This is a genomic window from Cellulomonas alba (assembly GCF_030362835.1).
Classification (GTDB): domain Bacteria; phylum Actinomycetota; class Actinomycetes; order Actinomycetales; family Cellulomonadaceae; genus Cellulomonas; species Cellulomonas alba.
Window position 1 is genome coordinate 1,276,266 of the sequence record NZ_JAUCGQ010000001.1, and the last position, 16,288, is coordinate 1,292,553.

The window sequence follows — 16,288 nt, forward strand, 5'->3', positions numbered from 1 at the left end:
GGTGCCGGGTGGGGATGGCCGTCAGCGGCGGCGGTGGCGCGTGCTGCCTCGGTCGCTGATGACCGGTGGGACGAACCGGACGACGGGCGGACCGGCGTCCGGAGAGCGGGTGATGCGGCGCACGAGCTGGGCGACCGCGTGTCGACCGAGGTCGTCGGCCGCCGACTCGACGGCCGTGAACGGCAGCGAGAACTCCTCGCCGAAGTCGCGCGAGTAGAGGCTGACGACGCTCAGGTCGTCCGGCACGCCCACGCCGCGGTCGCGCAGGATGGTCGGCAGCGCGGCGACCGTGGCGTCGTTGTGCACGATCAGGCCCGTCGCGGCGGGGTGGGCGTCGAGGATCGCCTCGACGCTGCGCCGGATCGCCGGCTGCCGCGACTCGCCGTAGTACGCGTGGATCTGCAGGCCGTAGCGCGCCGCGCGCTCGATCGCGCCGTCGCGGAACCGCCAGACGTACGAGCCGCCACGCTCGACGACGTGGTGCGGCGGCGAGATCAGCACGATCTCGCGGTGCCCGAGCGCCTGCAGGTGGTCGACGAGCATGCGCGCGGCCTCGCCGAAGTCGAGGTCGACGATGTCGAGCCCGGCCGTGTCCGACGGGAGCCCGATGAGCGCCGCCGGCTTGCGGACCGCCCGCAGGGACGGCAGCCGGGGGTCGGCCGCCGTGACGTCGAGCAGCACGATCCCGTCGACCATGTCCGAGTCCGCGATGCGGTGCACCGCCTTCGGACCGTCCGGGTCGGTGACCATGAGGATGTCGTAGCCGAGCTCACGCGCCGCCTGCGAGACCGGGAGGACGTACTGGAGCATCGCGGGCGCGAACTCGTCGGCGTGGAACTCGAGCATGAGGCCCAGCACCATCGTCTCCGCGGTCTTGAGCGCGCGGGCACCGGCGTTCGGGGTGAAGCCGAGCTCCGCGATCGCCCGCTCGATCCGGGCACGCGTCTCCTCCGAGATCGCACGCTTGCCGGACAGCGCGTACGACACCGTGCTGCGGGAGACCCCCGCGTGCTTGGCGACGTCGCCGATCGTGCTCATGCCGTGCTCCGCTTCATCGTCGAACCGGTTCGAAAGCCCTGCGTTTTCCCGACGGCGGCGTCGGGGGTGGGTGGACGACGAGTCTCGGGACTCGCGTCCGGGACGAGTGTGAGCGCTCACACGACGCGGCGTCAAGGCCCCGGGCGAACCATCTCTCTGGTGCTGGGCGAACCTCGGCGCGACCGTCAGCCCCAGTCGCCGCCGGCGTGGTCGACGACGGTCATGTCGCCCGTCGTCGGGCGGTCGCCGGTCGGGCCGTAGAGCAGGCGCACGATGCCGTTCGGCGACGCGGCAGGCGGTTCGAGCAGCCGCACGCGCGCGGGCGCGGCCCCGTCGGGGAGCACCTTCTTGCCCTCCCCGAGCACGACGGGGTGCACCCACAGCGTGAGGACGTCGTACAGCTCCTCCGCGAGCAGCGTCTGCACGAGGTCGACGCTGCCGATCACGTGCACGTGCTCGTGCCGCTCGCGCAGCGCGCCCACCTCGGCGGCGAGGTCCGGCCCGAGCGCCGTCGAGCCGGGCCAGCCGAGGGCGGGGGTACCGCGGCTCGCGACGTACTTCGGCACCGCGTTGAACAGGCGGCCGATCGTGTCGTCCTGGTGCGGCCAGTACGCCGCGAAGATGTCGTAGGTCCGGCGGCCGAGCAGCAGGGCGTCGAGGCCGGCCATCCCGTCGAGCACCCACTGACCGGCGACGTCGTCGATCAGCGGCGCCTGCCAGCCGCCCCACGGGAACGCGCCGGACGCGTCCTCCTCGGGGCCGCCGGGCGCCTGGGCGACGCCGTCGAGCGTGGTGAACAGGTCGATGTGCACGCGTCCCACGGCGGGGCCTCCTCGCAGCGCGTCGGGCGGACCCGTCGAGCCTAGCCAGGCACCCCGACCGCGCCCCCGGGCGCGCGGCCCGGGTGCGCGGCCTGCGTCAGATGCCGTCGGCGACGCGGCGGTACACCGCGTTCCAGCGCAGCTCGTTCTCGACGCCGCGGCGGGTGCTGTCCGCGTCGATCGTGACGAGCTCGGTGCGCGTCATGCGAGCCAGGTCCTCGAACGCCTCGACGCCCACCGCCGTCGACATCACGGTGTGGTGCGCCGCACCCGCGAGCAGCCACCCCGACGCCGACGTCGCGAAGTCCGGCTTCGGCGACCACACGGCGTGCGCGACGGGCAGCCTCGGCAGCGACTGCGGCGCCGCCACCACGTCGACCTCGTTCGCGACGAGGCGGAACCGGTCGCGCATGTCGCTGAGCGCGACGACGACGCCCGGGCCGGCGTCGGCCTCGAACACGAGGCGGACCGGGTCCTCGCGGTCGCCGATGCCGAGCGGGTGGATCTCGAGGCGGGGGCGGCCGGTGGTCAGCGTGGGGCAGATCTCGAGCATGTGCGCGCCGAGGATCAGCTCCGAGCCGGGCGTCAGGTCGTAGGTGTAGTCCTCCATCAGTGACGCGCCGCCGGGCAGGCCGTGGCCCATCACCTTGGCGGTCCGCACGAGCACTGCCGTCTTCCAGTCGCCCTCGGCGCCGAACCCGTACCCGTCGGCCATCAGGCGCTGCACCGCGAGGCCGGGCAGCTGGCGCAGGCCGCCGAGGTCCTCGAAGTTGGTGGTGAAGGCCGTGAAACCGCCGCCCTCGAGGAACGAGCGCAGGCCGAGCTCGATGCGCGCACCGTAGCGCAGCGACTCGTGGCGGTCGCCGTCGCGGCGCAGCTCGGGCACGACGTCGTAGAGGTCCTCGTACTCGGCGACGAGCGCGTCGACGTCGGCGTCGGACGCCGCGTCGACGGCCGCGACCAGGTCGTTGACGCCCCACGTGTTGACCGAGACGCCGAACCGGACCTCGGCCTCGGTCTTGTCGCCCTCGGTCACCGCGACGTTGCGCATGTTGTCGCCGAAGCGCGCGAGCCGCATCGCGCCCATCGCCGCGCGACCGGCCGCGGCGCGGACCCACGTGCCGACCTGCTGCTGGACCCGCGGGTCGGTGGTGTGCCCGGCGACGACCTTCCGCGGCACGTCCATCCGGCTCAGGATGTAGCCGAACTCCCGGTCGCCGTGCGCGGCCTGGTTGAGGTTCATGAAGTCCATGTCGATCGTCGACCACGGGAGCTCGACGTTCGCCTGGGTGTGCAGCTGGAGCAGCGGCTTCGTCAGCACGTCGAGGCCACGGATCCACATCTTCGCCGGGCTGAACGTGTGCATCCACGCGACCACGCCGAGGCACGCGTCGTCCGCTCCCGCGTCGAGCACCGCCCGGCGGATGGCGTCGGAGTCCGTCAGGACCGGCTTCCAGACGATGCGCACCGGGACGTCGGGCGCGGCGTCGAGCGCGGCCGCGACCGCCTGCGACTGCTGCGCGACCTGCGCGAGGACGTCCTCGCCGTAGAGGCCCTGGCTCCCTGTGAGGAACCAGATCTCCTTGCCGTCGAACGGGTTCTGCATGCTCGTCACTCCTCCTCGCCCGGCTCCGCCGGGTTGTGGCTGCTCTGGTGGCCCTGGCCGGGCTGACCGGGCTGGCCGTACACGTTCTGGTACCGCGCGTACAGCGCGTCGATGTCGCGCTGGTCGATGGGCAGGGGGTCGCCGAGCTGGCGCGCGACGTGGACCGTGCGCGCCACCTCCTCGACCATCACCGCGGCCTTGACGGCGGCGGTCGCGTCGCGGCCGATGGTGAACGGGCCGTGGTTGCGCATGAGGACCGCGGGGCTGCGCGAGCCGCGCAGGGTCTCGACGATGCCGCGGCCGATCGAGTCGTCGCCGATCAGCGCGAACGGCCCGACCGGGATGTCGCCGCCGAACTCGTCGGCCATCATCGTCAGCACGCACGGCACGGGCTCGGCGCGCGCGGCCCACGCGGTCGCATACGTCGAGTGCGTGTGCACGACGCCGCCGACGTCGGGCATGTTCCGGTAGACGTACGCGTGCGCCGCGGTGTCGGACGACGGCGACCGGTCCCCCTCGACGAGGTTGCCGTCGAGGTCGCACACGACCATCGCCTCGGGCGTCAGCTCGTCGTACGTGACGCCCGACGGCTTGATGACGAGCAGGTCGGCGCCGCCGGCGACGCGCACGCGCTGCGACACGTTGCCCGCGGTCCAGACGACGAGCCCCCACCGGGGCAGCTCGGCGTGCAGGCGCGCGACGAGCTCGCGCGCGCGGCGCACGTCGTCCGCGGCCTCGGGCGGGATGCCGCCGGGCGCCTCGGGCGCTGGCGTGGTGGTCATGGTGCGGGTCCTGTCTGTCGAGATGGTCGGCCGGTGGCGCGTGCGGGACAAGTCCCCGGCGTGGGGCCGCCCGGCCGTCGTCGGTAGCAGCGGCGCCCCCGGGGGTGTCTGCCTAGGTGGCGTCCACCGCCGCACGCTCGATCGCGAGACCGGCGACGTACCGGTCGAGGTAGGCCGTGAAGCCCGCGACGTCCTCGGCCGCCGGCGCGGTGACCTCGACCGCGGCGTCTGAGAAGACGTGGGACGCGAGGTACCCGGCGAGGTCCTGGTCGGCGGCGGCGTCCAGGTAGGCGGCGAGCACCGCGATGCCCCACGCGCCGCCCTCGCTCGCGGCGTCGCCGACGGCGACGGGCACGCCGAGCGCCGCGGCGAGGAACCGCTGCGCGACGCCGCGCGTGCGGAACATGCCGCCGTGGGCCACGAGCTCGTCGACCTGCGCGCCCTCCTGCGTCAGGACGCGCATGCCGAGGCTCAGCGCGGCGAACGCGGCGTAGACCTGCGCGCGCACGAAGTTGGCGAGGGTCAGCCGGCTGTCGGGAGTGCGCACGACGAGGGGCCGGCCCTCGGCCAGCCCGGTGACGGGCTCGCCGGACAGCGTGTTGTACGCGAGCAGGCCGCCCGCGTCGGCATCGCCCTCGACCGCCTCGCCCAGCAGCGCGGCGAACACCTCGTCGCCGCCCGTCGGGTGCCCGAGCACGGTGGCGAACCGGCCGAACAGGTCCGCCCACGCGCCGAGCTCGCTCGCACCGTTGTTGCAGTGCACCATCGCGACCGGGTCGCCCGCGGGCGTCGTGACGACGTCGATCTCGGGGTGCACCTGCGAGAGCGCGCGCTCGAGGACGACCATCGCGAAGATGCTCGTGCCGACGCTGACGTTGCCCGTGCGCGGCAGGACGGCGTTCGTCGCGACCATGCCGGTGCCCGCGTCGCCCTCGGGCGGGCACACCGCCGCGCCGGCGCGCAGCGTGCCGCTGGGGTCGAGCAGCCGCGCGCCCTCGTCGGTGAGCCGACCCGCGTCCTGGCCGGCCCGGAGGACCTCGGGGAGCAGGTCGCCGAGGCGCAGCGCCGTGCCGCGGGCCGCGAGCAGCGCGTCGGTCGTGGCCAGCATCGCGGCGTCGTACGTGCCGGTCGCCGGGTCGATCGGGAACATGCCGGACGCGTCGCCGACGCCGAGCACCTGGCGACCGGTGAGCCGCTCGTGGACGTAGCCCGCGAGCGTCGTCAGGTGCGCGATGCGTGCGACGTGCGGCTCGTCGTCGATCACGGCCTGGTACAGGTGCGCGATCGACCAGCGCAGCGGGACGTTGAAGCCGAGCCGGTCGGTGAGCTCCTGCGCCGCGGGGCCGGTCGACGTGTTGCGCCACGTCCGGAACGGCACGAGCAGCTCGCCGGCGGCGTCGAACGCGAGGTAGCCGTGCATCATCGCCGAGACGCCGAGCGCCCGGACCGCGGTCAGCCGCACGCCGTGCCGGCGCTCGACGTCCGCGCGCAGGTCGGCGACGGCCGCCTGCAGGCCGCTCCACACCTCGTCGAGGCCGTACGTCCAGCGGCCGTCGACGAGGCGGTTCTCCCACGCGTGGCCGCCCGTCGCGAGCACCTGGGCGTCCGGGTCGATCAGACAGGCCTTGATGCGCGTCGAGCCGAGCTCGATGCCGAGCACCGCGCGGCCGGCGGCGACGGCGTCGCGGCCGCTGCTCTCGCTGCGAGCCTGGTCCGCCATCAGGTCCTCCTCGACCGTCCGCCGCCACGCACCGAGGTGCGGGCGCGCCGCGTCGACGTGCCGGCGCGGTGCTGCGATGTTAGCGCTAACAAATGCAGAGGTGTCAATCGCGGGGCGGACCGCGGCCGGCACCCCGTCACGCCCGTGGCCCCGCCGTGCTCGCGCGGACGACGAGCGTCGGCTCGATGAGACGCGCGCCCACCGCCGCGCCCCCGATCGCCTCGGTGAGCGCCGTCAGCGCCTGCCGGCCGACCGCCGCGAACGGCTGGCTCACGGTGGTCAGGGACGGGACGAAGAACGCCGCACCCGCGATGTCGTCGAAGCCCGCGACCGAGACGTCGTCGGGGACGCGCACGCCCCGCTCCCACAGCGCGCGCAGCACGCCGAGCGCGAGCTGGTCGTTGGCCGCGAAGACCGCAGTCGGCCCGTCCCCCGCGCGCACCGCGTCGGCGATCCGCTGCCCCGCGTCGTAGCCCGCCTGCGCCGACCAGTCGCAGCGCACGACGTGCCCGGGCTCGACGCCGCGGTCGCGCAGCGCCTCGCTCCAGCCCCGCTCCCGCTCGCGCGCGTCGAACCAGTCGGCCGGGCCGGCCAGGTGCAGCACGTCACGATGGCCGAGGTCGAGCAGGTGGTCGGTGACGAGCCGGCCGCCGAGCCGCTGGTCGACCGCGACCGAGACGGTGCCGGGCCGCAGGTGGTCGTCGTCCAGCGCGGCGATCATGACGACCGGCAGGTCGGTGCGCACGCCTTCGACGGCCGTCGCGACGTCGTCCTGCGGCGCGATCACCACGATGCCGTCGACGCCCTGCACCATGAAGTGGTCGAGCGCGTCGAGCAGCCGCTCGGCCTCGAACGTGTGCACCGACGCGAGCGAGACGAAGTACCCGCGCTCGCGCGCCGCCTCCTCGAGCGCCACGACCGTGCTGGTCGGGCCGTACAGCGCCGAGCTCGTGGTCAGCACGCCGATGGTCGCCGAGCGTCGCGTCACGAGGGCGCGGGCCGCGCTGTTGCGCCGGTACCCGAGGCGGGAGATCGCGTCGCGCACGCGCTCGGCCGTCTCCGGCCGCACGTTCGGGTGGTCGTTCAGCACGCGGGACACCGTCTGGTGCGACACCCCCGCGAGCTCCGCGACGTCGGCCATGGAGGGCGCGCGGCGCCGCTCGGCGGCGTGGGCCTCGACGCTCACGGCTGTGCTCCCGTCGGGGGTATCGGTGACGCACCGGGCGGCGCGGACCGGCGCAGGCGCCGGAAACGTATCACCGCAGCCTAGGGCGCTCCTCGCGTCAGCCGGGGTCAGGACGAGTACGCCGCGCCGAGCTCCCGCGAGCGGTCGCGCGCCGCCTGCGCCGCGGCGACCACGCCCGCGCGGACGCCGTGGGCGTCGAGCTCACGGACCGCGGCGACCGTCGTGCCGCCCGGCGACGAGACGCGCTCCCGGAGCACCACCGGGTGGTCGCCCGACTCGGCTGCCAGCGCCGCCGAGCCCTCGACCGTCGCGACCGCGAGCCGCGTGGCGAGGTCGCGGCTGAGCCCGAGCAGCACGCCCGCCTCGGCCATCGCGTCGATCAGGTAGAACGCGTACGCGGGGCCGGAGCCCGAGATCGCGGTGACGGCGTCGAGGTCCTTCTCGTCCACCCGCACGACGAGGCCGGTGCTGTCCAGGATGCGCTCGACGAGCACCAGGTGGCCGGGCTCGGTGGCGGTGCCGCGCGCGATCGCGCTCGCGCCCTTGCCGATCACGGCGGGGGTGTTGGGCATGACGCGCACGACGGGCGTGCCCGCGGCGAGGCGGGACTCGTAGAACGAGAGCGGCAGGCCGGCGGCGACGCTGACGACGAGCGCGCCCGTGCGCAGCCGGTCGCGGACGTCGGCGAGCACCGACCCGACGACGTTGGGCTTCACCGCGATGAGCACGACGTCGGCGCGCGCGGCCGCCTCGGCGTTCGACGCGCCCGTGCGCACGCCGTACCGGCTCGCGAGCTCGTTCGCCCGGACCGCGGCGCTCTCGGTGACCTCCACCCGCTCGGGCGTCCAGCCGCCGCCGAGCAGCGCGGACAGCAGCGTCTCGCCCATCACGCCGCCACCGAGCACGGCGACGTACGGGGCGGTCGTGTCGTCGGTCATGGCGGTCCTCTCGCGCGGCGTGCGGTGCGCCGGAAGCCTACCGACGGACGGTGACGGCGAGGCACGGGTGGGTCAGCGGTTGCCGCCGCCGGAGAACCCGCCCGGGAAGCTGCCGCCACTGAAGCCCCCCGCGGGGAAGCTCCCGCCGGGGAAGCTGCCGCCGAACGTCGGGCCGCCGGTGCCGCCGAGCCCCGAGAGCCCGGTGCGCGACGACGAGCTCGAGCTCGACGCGATCTGCGCCCGGAGGTCCGCGAGCACCACCTCGTCGCCCGCCTTCAGGCCCGAGGTGATCTCGGTGCGGTCGGTGCCGACGGCGCCGCGTTCGACGGTGACCGTCGTCGGCGTGCCGTCGCGCAGCACCTCGACCGTGGCCGTGCTGCCGTCGACGTGCACCGCCGAGGTCGGCACCGTGAGCACCTGGGAGGCGCCCGCGACCGCGATCTCCACCTGGGCCGAGGCGCCGTCGTAGAGGGCCCGGCCGGTCGGGTCGAGCGCGATCTCGACGGTGTACGCCGGGTCGGAGGTGCTCGAGACGTCGAGCACGCCGATGCTCGTGACCGTGCCGGTCAGCGTGCCCTGGGTGCTCGCCGTCGTCGCGGTCACCGCCTGGCCGACCTTCACGATGTCGATCTTGGTGAGCGGCACCTGCGTGCTGACCGTGTAGCCGTCCGCGCCGATGATCGTGACGACCGCCGACGTGGACGACGCGCTCACCGACTGGTCGGGCTTCAGACCGACCGACGCCACCCGGCCCGGCACGGGACTCGTCAGCGTGGCGAGGTCGAGCCTGCTCGCCGCGACGGTGACCTTCGCCTCGGCCGTCCTGATCGCCGCACGGTCGGCCAGGATCGTCGCCGCCGACGCCACGGACGAGCCGCCGGTCGGGTTCGAGCCGCCCGCGCCGCCGGTCGGGTTCGAGCCGGTGGACGTCGTGGCCGCGGCGAGCACGATCGTCGGCGACCCGGTCGACGAGGCCGCGGTGGTCGTCGCTCCGGTCGAGGGCCTCGTGCCCGTCGAGGAGCCCGTGCCCGTCGAGGGCTTCGTGCCCGTCGAGGAGCCCTGCGACGCCCGCTGGAGCGCCTGCTCGTACGCCGAGACCGCCTTGTCGAGCGCCGTCGCCAGGTCGGAGACCTTCGACTGCGCGTCGTTCGTCGCCTGCTGCGCGGTCTGCGTCGCCGAGACCGCCTTCTGGCACGCGGCCAGCGCCATCGCGACGCCGTCCGTCGTCGAGCTCCCGGACGACGTGTCGCCGGACCCGTCGGAGTCATCCGCGGTCGGTGAGACGCTCGGCGCGGGGTCGGACGAGTCGCCCGAGCCCGAGCCGGGCGACACGTCGTCGCCCGTCACGGCCAGCAGGTCGGTGCACGCCGTCTGCGCGTCGGCCACCGCCTGCGTGCTCGCGGCCAGCGCCTTGTCGGCCGCGTCGGCCTGAGCGAGCAGCGCGCTCTGCGCCGCCTTGACCGCCGCGAGCGCCTTGGCGACCGCCGGGCTCGTGGTGGTCGAGCCGGAGCCCGACGGGGTCGAGCCGGTGCCGTTCGAGCCCGAGCCGTTCGAGCCGGTGGAGCCCGAGGGGCCCGCCCCCGCGCCGTTCGAGCGCGAGCCCGTCGACCCGTTCGAGCCCGACGGGAAGGAGCCGTTCGACGAGCCCGACCGGTCCGTGCCGGTGGAGTCGGTGCTCGACGAGCTCGAGCTGGTCTGCGACGCGAGGTCGTCACTGAGCTGCTGCTGGGCCGTCGCGAGGGCGGACTTCGCAGCGTCGACCGCGTCGTCGAGGTCGCTCGTGTCGAGCGTCGCGAGCACCTGGCCGGCCGTGACGATCTGGCCGACGGTGACCTTGACGCTCCTGACCGTGCCGCCGACCGAGAACGCCATGTCGCGCCGGGTCGCCGACGCGATCGTGCCGACCGTGTCGACCTTCTGCTCGACCGACGCGCGCTCGACCGTCGCGGTGCGGTACCGGTCGGCGTCGTCGTGCGACGCCGCGAGCGCGACGCCGCTGCCCGCGGCGACGAGCACGACGGCACCCACTGTGGTCAGCGCGACGACGCGACGGCGGCGCGCCCGGCGACGAGCCGACGCCGAGCCCGGCTTGCCCTGGCCCTGGGCCTTGCGGGTGCGGGGCTCAGGCATTCGTCGATCCCTCGCCCGTGCCCTGGCCCGGGCGCCCGAAGCCGCGGCCGCCGAAGCCCGTGCTGCAGCTGCCGTCGACCTTGTCGGACAGGGTGATGGACGTCGCGGTCACCGCGCCGCTGTCGTCCGCCTTGCCGCGCGCGACCGCGCACAGCCCGACCTTGACGGCCGACGCGTCGGACCTCGCGGTCGTCGTGTAGGTCGTCGAGGCGTCGACCGCGACCTGCTTCGGTGCGGTCGTCGGCGTCGAGCCGCCCGTGCCGAGCTGCAGCGCGTCGACCGTGATGGTCGAGCCGCTGACGGCCGTCACCTTGCCGCTCGTGAAGCCGCCGAAGCCGCCCGGGAACCTGCCCGCGCCGGGGCCGCCGGTCGGTCGCTCACCGTTGGCACCCCGCTGGCCGCCGCCCGGGAGGTCCGTCGGCGCGCCCGACGGGCGCTGGCCGTCGCGGCCGCCGGGGAAGCCGCCGCGCCCGCCGCCGAAGCCGCCGGTGCACGTGCCGTCCGACCCGGCCGGCGTGATCGTCACGCGCGTCACCGCGCCGGACGACGAGGACGACGCGTCCGCGCCCTGGCCGACGGCGACGGCCGTGACGCACGCGCCGACCTTGACGTCGGCGAGCGTGCCCGTCGTGGTCCGCTCGAACGTGGTCGAGCCGGTCCAGGTGACCGAGGTCTGGCCGTCGGTGCCGCGGACCTGCGCGACCGTGCCGGTGACGGCCGCGATCTCGCCGGTCACCGCGCCGCCGCCGGGCGCGAGGCCCGGGCCGTCGCCCGCGGCGCCCTCCGACCCGTTGCCCGGGCCACCGGCCTGGGCGCTCGGCGCGGCCGAGGGCTGGTCGCCGCCCGACCCGGACGACGACCCCTGGCAGCCGGCGAGCAGGACGACAGCCGCGGTGGCGAGGATCGCCGGGGCCGCGGCGAGGCGCAGACGGGTGTTCACAGGTGTTCTCCTCGGGGATGCGCGCACGCGGATCACTCCGCCCGCAGCGCGTCGATGGGGGCGAGCCGCGCGGCCCGCGTGGCGGGGTAGACCCCGAAGACGAGGCCGATCGCGATCGCGATGACGACCGAGCCGCCCACGGCGACGCCCGAGACGACGACCGACGAGCCGAGCGCGCTGGGCAGCGCCTTGGCGGCGACGACGCCGACGACGGCACCGAGCAGGCCGCCGGTCAGCCCGAGCACCGACGCCTCGACCAGGAACTGCCGGCGGATCGCCCACGGCGGCGCGCCCAGCGCCTTGCGCAGCCCGATCTCGCGCGTCCGCTCGGTGACCGAGACGAGCATGATGTTCATGACCCCGATGCCACCGACCAGCAGCGACAGCGCCGCGATGCCGGTGAGCAGGATCGTCAGCGTCTTGTAGACCGACGTCGCGGTCGAGACGAGCGCGTCCTGGCTGCTGATCGTGAAGTCGGCGCTCGACGAGTCCGTGATGCCGTGCAGGTTCAGCAGGAGGGTGGTCGCCTCGGCGTCGGCCGCCGCGAGCTGGTCGGTCGACGCGGCCTGGAGGTAGATCGTGCTGACGGCGTTGCGGTCCGAGCCGCCCACGAGCTGGTTCGCGGCCGTCGACATCGGCACGATCGCGGTGTCGTCGAGGTCGTTGTCGCCGCTCGAGCCCTCCGGCTTCAGGACGCCGACCACCTGGAAGTCCGTGCCGCTGATCGTCACCGTCTGACCGGTGACGAACGTGGTGCCGAACAGCTCCTTGGCGGTCTCGGGCCCGAGCACGATGACGTTCGCGCGGCTCGTCTCGTCCGCCGCGGTGAGGAACCGACCCTGGGCCACGGTCCTGCCGCGCACGTCGAGCCAGCTCGTCGTGGTGCCGACCACCGTCGTCGTCCAGTTCGTGCTCCCCGCGTCGATCTCGGTCGACGTCGACTTCTCGGCCGCCACGCCCGCGACGTCCGGGGCGTTGGTCTTCGACGCGAGCGCGTCGGCGTCGGCGCGCGTGAGCGTGGTGCGGGAGCCGAAGCCGCCGCGGATGCCCTCGGCAGACGTCGACGACCCGGGCCGGACGATCAGCAGGTTCGACCCGAGCGAGGAGATCTGCTTCGAGACGTCCTGCTGCGTGCCCAGGCCGAGGCCCACGGTGAGGATCACTGCCGCGATGCCGATGAGGATGCCGAGCACGGTCAGCGTCGAGCGCAGGGCGTGCGAGCGGACGGCGTGCCACCCGGTGCGCAGGGTCTCGAGCCAGGTCACCGGATCACCTCGTCGGACTGGATGAGGCCGTCCATGACGCGCACCACCCGCTCGGCGCGCCGCGCGACGTCGGCCTCGTGCGTGATCAGGACGATCGTGCTGCCCGCGGTGTGCAGGTCGTCCAGGAGCGACAGCACGTCGGCCGTCGACACCGAGTCGAGGTTGCCGGTGGGCTCGTCGGCCAGCACGAGCGCCGGCTCCCCGACGAGCGCGCGGGCCACGGCGACGCGCTGCTGCTGGCCTCCCGACAGCTCGCCGGGGCGGTTCCGCGCCCGGTCCGCGAGGCCGACCCGGTCGAGCGCCTCGAGAGCCCGGCGGCGGCGCTCGGCCGCCGGCACGTGCCCGTAGACGAGCGGCAGCTCGACGTTGCGCCACGCGGGCAGCGACGGCAGCAGGTTGAACTGCTGGAACACGAAGCCGATGCGGCGGTTCCGGATCTCCGCGAGGTCGATCTCGTCGAGCTCGCCGACGTCCTCGCCCGCCAGCCGGTACGTGCCCGTCGTCAGCGTGTCCAGGCAGCCGAGGAGGTTCATCAGCGTCGACTTGCCCGACCCCGAGGGGCCCATGATCGCGACGTACTCGCCGACGCCGATGCGGAGGTCGACGCCGCGCAGGGCCTGGAACTCGACGGTGCCGGTGCGGTACGTCTTCGTCACGCCCTCGAGCTCGATCACGGGCTCGGCCGGGGCCGACGCCCAGCGATCGGGCGCGTAGGTCAGCTCAGCCACGACCGCCGCCCTGGGTGCCGCCGGGCAGGTTGCCGCCGAAGCCGCCCTCGGGCAGGCGCCCGCCGCCCGGGCGTTCGCCGCCGGGGAACGTCCCCCCGAAGCCTCCCTCACCGCGCTGGCCGCGCTGGCTGCCGGACCCCGACCCGCCGCCCGGGGTGAACGTCACGAGGACGACCGAGTCGCCCTCGGTCAGGCCCGACGTGATCTCGGTCATCTGGTTCGCGGTCTCGCCGGTCTTCACGGCGACCTTGGTCTGCTTGCCCTCCGCGTCGACCTTCGTCACGTAGCTGACGCCGTCCGTGCCGGTGCTCACCGCGAGGCTCGGCACCGCGAGGACGCCCGTGCGCTTGGAGTAGATGACCTTCACGTCCGCGGACTCGCCGTCGTGCAGGGTGCTCTGGCCCGGCGTCACCGCGATCGTCACGGGGTACGAGGCGACGCCCGACGAGCTCGTCGAGAGCAGGCCGATCGCGCTCACCGTGCCGTACACCGTGCCCGCGACGTCGTCGATCGCGATCTCGGCCTGGTCGCCGACCTTGACGTTCGCGACCTCCGAGTCGGACACCGTGGCGTCGACGTCCCACGAGTCGGTGCCGACGATCACGAACTGCGCGCTCGACGAGCTCGAGCTGGACGAGCTGGACGACGAGCTCGGGAAGCTCGAGCTCCCGTTGCTGCTGCCGTTGCTGCCGTTGCTCCCGTTGCCGCTCGAGCCGGTCACGGCGTCGCCGACCGCCAGGTTGACGGACGTCAGCAGCCCCGACACCGGCGCCGTCAGCGTGGCCGCGCGGTAGTCGTCCTCGGCGGTGTCGACCGCGGCCTGCGCCACGTCGACCTGCGACCGCGCCGCCGCGACTCGCGAGACGGACGCGTCGCTCCCGTCGCTCGCGTCCCGCGCGTCCGACCACGTCGCCTCCGCGCTCGCGAGGTCAGCCTTGGCGGAGAGCAGGTCGGCCTTGAGCTGCAGCGTGTCGACCTTGGCCAGCACGTCGCCCTTCGTGACCTGCGTGCCCTGCGTCACGGGCACCGACGTGACCGTGCCACTGACCGCGAAGCTCACGTCCTCCTCGACGCTGGGCGAGACCGTGCCCGTCGAGCTGACGGTCTTCTGCATGGTCGTCGTGCTGGCCTGGACGGTGCGCGTGACGGGCGCCGCGGCGCTCGCCTCGTCCCCCCGGAAGCCGAACCACCAGACCCCGACCCCGGCCAGCGCGAGGACGACGACGGCCGTGGCCACCTTCGCCCAGGGGTTGGTCCGTCTCCAGACGCGACGCATGGTCTCCCTCGTTCACCTCAGCGGGGGCGACGTGCCCCGGGGCGGCCAGTGCGACCGACGGACGCGAAGGTAGGGAGACGGGCTGGGGCGATCGTCAGCCGAGACTGTGGCGAGGCTGTGAGGGCAGGTCAGACGGTGAGCAGGCCGTCGACGACGAGCCCCTCGACCGCAGGCAGGACCTCGGCGGCGACCTCGTGCGCGGGTCGCTCGAGCAGCGCGCCGAGCGCCGCGACGATCTGCCCGACGGTCAGCTCGCCGTCGCACGCGCCGACGAGCGCGGCGAGCGCCGTGCCCGCCTGGACCGTCCGGCCGAACCCGCCGCCCTGCCGCAGCAGGATGATCTGCGGGTCGACGTCGCCCGGCGTCAGGTACCGCTCCTCGGTGACGTCCGGCGCGACCACGAGCCGCAGGTCGGCGAGGTCTCGCGTGGCCAGCGCGGCCCGCGCGCGCACCGACGCCTCGATCGACGGACCGAGCGGCTGCTGCACCGTGCCCGTCACCTCCTCGAGCCGCGCCCAGCCGAGGCCGTCGTCGACGAGCGTCACGATGCCGAACCCGATCGCCTCGACGTCGCGCGACGCGAAGTCGTCGAGCCACGCGTCGTAGCTCGTCCGCCAGGCCTCGCGGTCGCGGTCAGGCGTCGTGCCGCCGTCCCGGATCCACGTCTCGGCGTACTGCGCGGGGTCCTGCAGCTCGCGCTGGACCACCCAGCCGGACAGCCCCGACTCGGCGAGCCACTCCCCGACGCGCTCGTCCCAGCGCTCGCCGCGGCGGACCTCCCAGTTGCCGAGCAGCTGCGCGACGCCCCCCGGTGCCAGGACCGCGCGGACGCCGGTGACCAGCTCGCGCACGATCGCGTCGCCCGTGCGGCCCGCGTCGCGGTACTCGTACGTCGGGACGTCCGGGTCGCGCGGCGTGATGACGAACGGCGGGTTGCTGACGACGAGGTCGAACCGCTCGCCCGCGACGGGGTCGAGCATCGAGCCGAGCCGGAGGTCGAGGCGCGCGGGGGCGGTGGGTGCGGCCGGGCCGGCCGGCGGGTGCGCGGCGCCGTCGGTGCGGTCGGACGCAGCGAGGTGCGTCGGGCTCTCGGTCCCCTGGCCCTCGGCGCGGACACCGGCGAGCGCGGCGTTGAACCGCGCGAACGCGAGCGCGCGGTGCGAGATGTCGGTGGCCGTCACGCGCCCGGCGTGGAGCAGCGCGTGCAGCGACTGGATGCCGCACCCCGTGCCGAGGTCGAGGGCGCGCGCGACGGGCCGGCGCACCGTCACCTGGGCGAGCGTCGTCGACGCGCCGCCGACGCCGAGCACGTGGTCGGTGCGCAGCGCGCGGCCGGTGGCCAGCTCGCCGAGGTCCGACGCGATCCACCAGTCGACCTCGCGCGTCTCTCCGCCGGGGTCGACGGCGTCCAGCGCGGTGTACGGACGCAGGTCGACGAGCGCGTGCACCTCGTCGTCCGCCGCCGTCCCGGAGCTCGCGACGAGCCCGAGTCGCGCGGCGCCGGCGACGCCGACCGTCGGCAGCGCGCGCTCGAGAGCCCGACGGCGCACCGGCGCGCCCAGCACGAACGCCCGGATCAGCGCCGCGGCGGGCTCGTCGCTCGACGCCGTCGCGCGCAGCGCGGGCACCTGCTCCTCCCGGTGCAGCGCGTCGGACGCGACGGGACCGAGCAGCTCGTCCACGCCGGTGACGGTGAAGCCGGCGGCCGCGAGGTCGGCCCGCAGCGCGTCGACGAGGGCGGGCTCGGTGCGAGGCGTGTCCACCGGGCCATCCTCGCGGACTGCACAGGTCGCGCGCCGCCCGGGGTCGCGTCCACGAGGCCCCCGAACCGTCCGTGCGGAGGAACGGCCGACACGCC

13 protein-coding genes are annotated in these 16,288 nt (G+C 74.8%); all 13 read right to left on the reverse strand.

Translation table 11 applies throughout. From position 1 onward, the window contains the following. Window positions 1-21: 21 nt before the first annotated feature. Complete coding sequence (locus tag QRT04_RS05790) at window positions 22-1,038, reverse strand: LacI family DNA-binding transcriptional regulator (protein ID WP_289454191.1); 1,017 nt, start codon at window positions 1,036-1,038, stop codon at window positions 22-24. A gap of 185 nt (window positions 1,039-1,223) precedes the next feature. Continuing rightward, window positions 1,224-1,859, reverse strand: a complete 636-nt coding sequence (locus QRT04_RS05795) for a dihydrofolate reductase family protein (protein ID WP_289454192.1) — start codon at window positions 1,857-1,859, stop codon at window positions 1,224-1,226. 97 nt (window positions 1,860-1,956) lie between these two features. Further along, the gene (gene araA, locus QRT04_RS05800; protein ID WP_289454193.1) at window positions 1,957-3,465 is read right to left on the reverse strand and encodes an L-arabinose isomerase; all 1,509 of its coding nucleotides are present in this window, start codon (window positions 3,463-3,465) and stop codon (window positions 1,957-1,959) included. Between the two features lie 5 nt (window positions 3,466-3,470). After that, window positions 3,471-4,247 (reverse strand): L-ribulose-5-phosphate 4-epimerase, encoded by a 777-nt coding sequence (locus QRT04_RS05805; RefSeq protein ID WP_289454195.1) that lies wholly within the window; start codon window positions 4,245-4,247, stop codon window positions 3,471-3,473. 112 nt (window positions 4,248-4,359) lie between these two features. Then, on the reverse strand, window positions 4,360-5,967 hold the full coding sequence (locus QRT04_RS05810) for a xylulokinase (RefSeq protein ID WP_289454198.1): 1,608 nt from the start codon (window positions 5,965-5,967) through the stop codon (window positions 4,360-4,362). Between the two features lie 136 nt (window positions 5,968-6,103). Then, the gene (locus QRT04_RS05815; protein WP_326522452.1) at window positions 6,104-7,153 is read right to left on the reverse strand and encodes a LacI family DNA-binding transcriptional regulator; all 1,050 of its coding nucleotides are present in this window, start codon (window positions 7,151-7,153) and stop codon (window positions 6,104-6,106) included. Window positions 7,154-7,260: 107 nt separating this feature from the next. Further along, window positions 7,261-8,091 (reverse strand): pyrroline-5-carboxylate reductase, encoded by an 831-nt coding sequence (proC, locus tag QRT04_RS05820; RefSeq protein WP_289454201.1) that lies wholly within the window; start codon window positions 8,089-8,091, stop codon window positions 7,261-7,263. A gap of 72 nt (window positions 8,092-8,163) precedes the next feature. Then, entirely contained in the window at window positions 8,164-10,221 is a 2,058-nt protein-coding gene (locus QRT04_RS05825; RefSeq protein WP_289454202.1) for an HlyD family efflux transporter periplasmic adaptor subunit, read from the reverse strand. Then, window positions 10,214-11,161 (reverse strand): hypothetical protein, encoded by a 948-nt coding sequence (locus QRT04_RS05830; RefSeq protein ID WP_289454203.1) that lies wholly within the window; start codon window positions 11,159-11,161, stop codon window positions 10,214-10,216. Before QRT04_RS05830 ends, QRT04_RS05825 begins: the two co-directional genes overlap by 8 nt. A 32-nt stretch (window positions 11,162-11,193) precedes the next feature. Then, window positions 11,194-12,426: an ABC transporter permease gene (locus QRT04_RS05835; protein ID WP_289454204.1), complete on the reverse strand. Its 1,233-nt coding sequence runs from the start codon at window positions 12,424-12,426 to the stop codon at window positions 11,194-11,196. Further along, entirely contained in the window at window positions 12,423-13,154 is a 732-nt protein-coding gene (locus QRT04_RS05840; protein ID WP_289454205.1) for an ABC transporter ATP-binding protein, read from the reverse strand. Before QRT04_RS05840 ends, QRT04_RS05835 begins: the two co-directional genes overlap by 4 nt. Continuing rightward, on the reverse strand, window positions 13,147-14,430 hold the full coding sequence (locus QRT04_RS05845) for an efflux RND transporter periplasmic adaptor subunit (RefSeq protein ID WP_289454206.1): 1,284 nt from the start codon (window positions 14,428-14,430) through the stop codon (window positions 13,147-13,149). The genes QRT04_RS05840 and QRT04_RS05845 overlap by 8 nt, the downstream gene beginning before the upstream one ends. 128 nt (window positions 14,431-14,558) lie before the next feature. After that, on the reverse strand, window positions 14,559-16,193 hold the full coding sequence (locus tag QRT04_RS05850) for a DUF7059 domain-containing protein (RefSeq protein ID WP_289454208.1): 1,635 nt from the start codon (window positions 16,191-16,193) through the stop codon (window positions 14,559-14,561). Window positions 16,194-16,288 lie beyond the last annotated feature (95 nt).

Bases quoted from the DNA above. Each gene is read 5' to 3' on its own strand.
- QRT04_RS05790 (WP_289454191.1), bottom strand. From the start codon at position 1,038: ATGAGCACGATCGGCGACGTCGCCAAGCACGCGGGGGTCTCCCGCAGC.
- araA (WP_289454193.1), bottom strand. From the start codon at position 3,465: ATGCAGAACCCGTTCGACGGCAAGGAGATCTGGTTCCTCACAGGGAGC.
- QRT04_RS05805 (WP_289454195.1), bottom strand. From the start codon at position 4,247: ATGACCACCACGCCAGCGCCCGAGGCGCCCGGCGGCATCCCGCCCGAG.
- QRT04_RS05810 (WP_289454198.1), bottom strand. From the start codon at position 5,967: ATGGCGGACCAGGCTCGCAGCGAGAGCAGCGGCCGCGACGCCGTCGCC.
- proC (WP_289454201.1), bottom strand. From the start codon at position 8,091: ATGACCGACGACACGACCGCCCCGTACGTCGCCGTGCTCGGTGGCGGC.
- QRT04_RS05825 (WP_289454202.1), bottom strand. From the start codon at position 10,221: ATGCCTGAGCCCCGCACCCGCAAGGCCCAGGGCCAGGGCAAGCCGGGC.
- QRT04_RS05845 (WP_289454206.1), bottom strand. From the start codon at position 14,430: ATGCGTCGCGTCTGGAGACGGACCAACCCCTGGGCGAAGGTGGCCACG.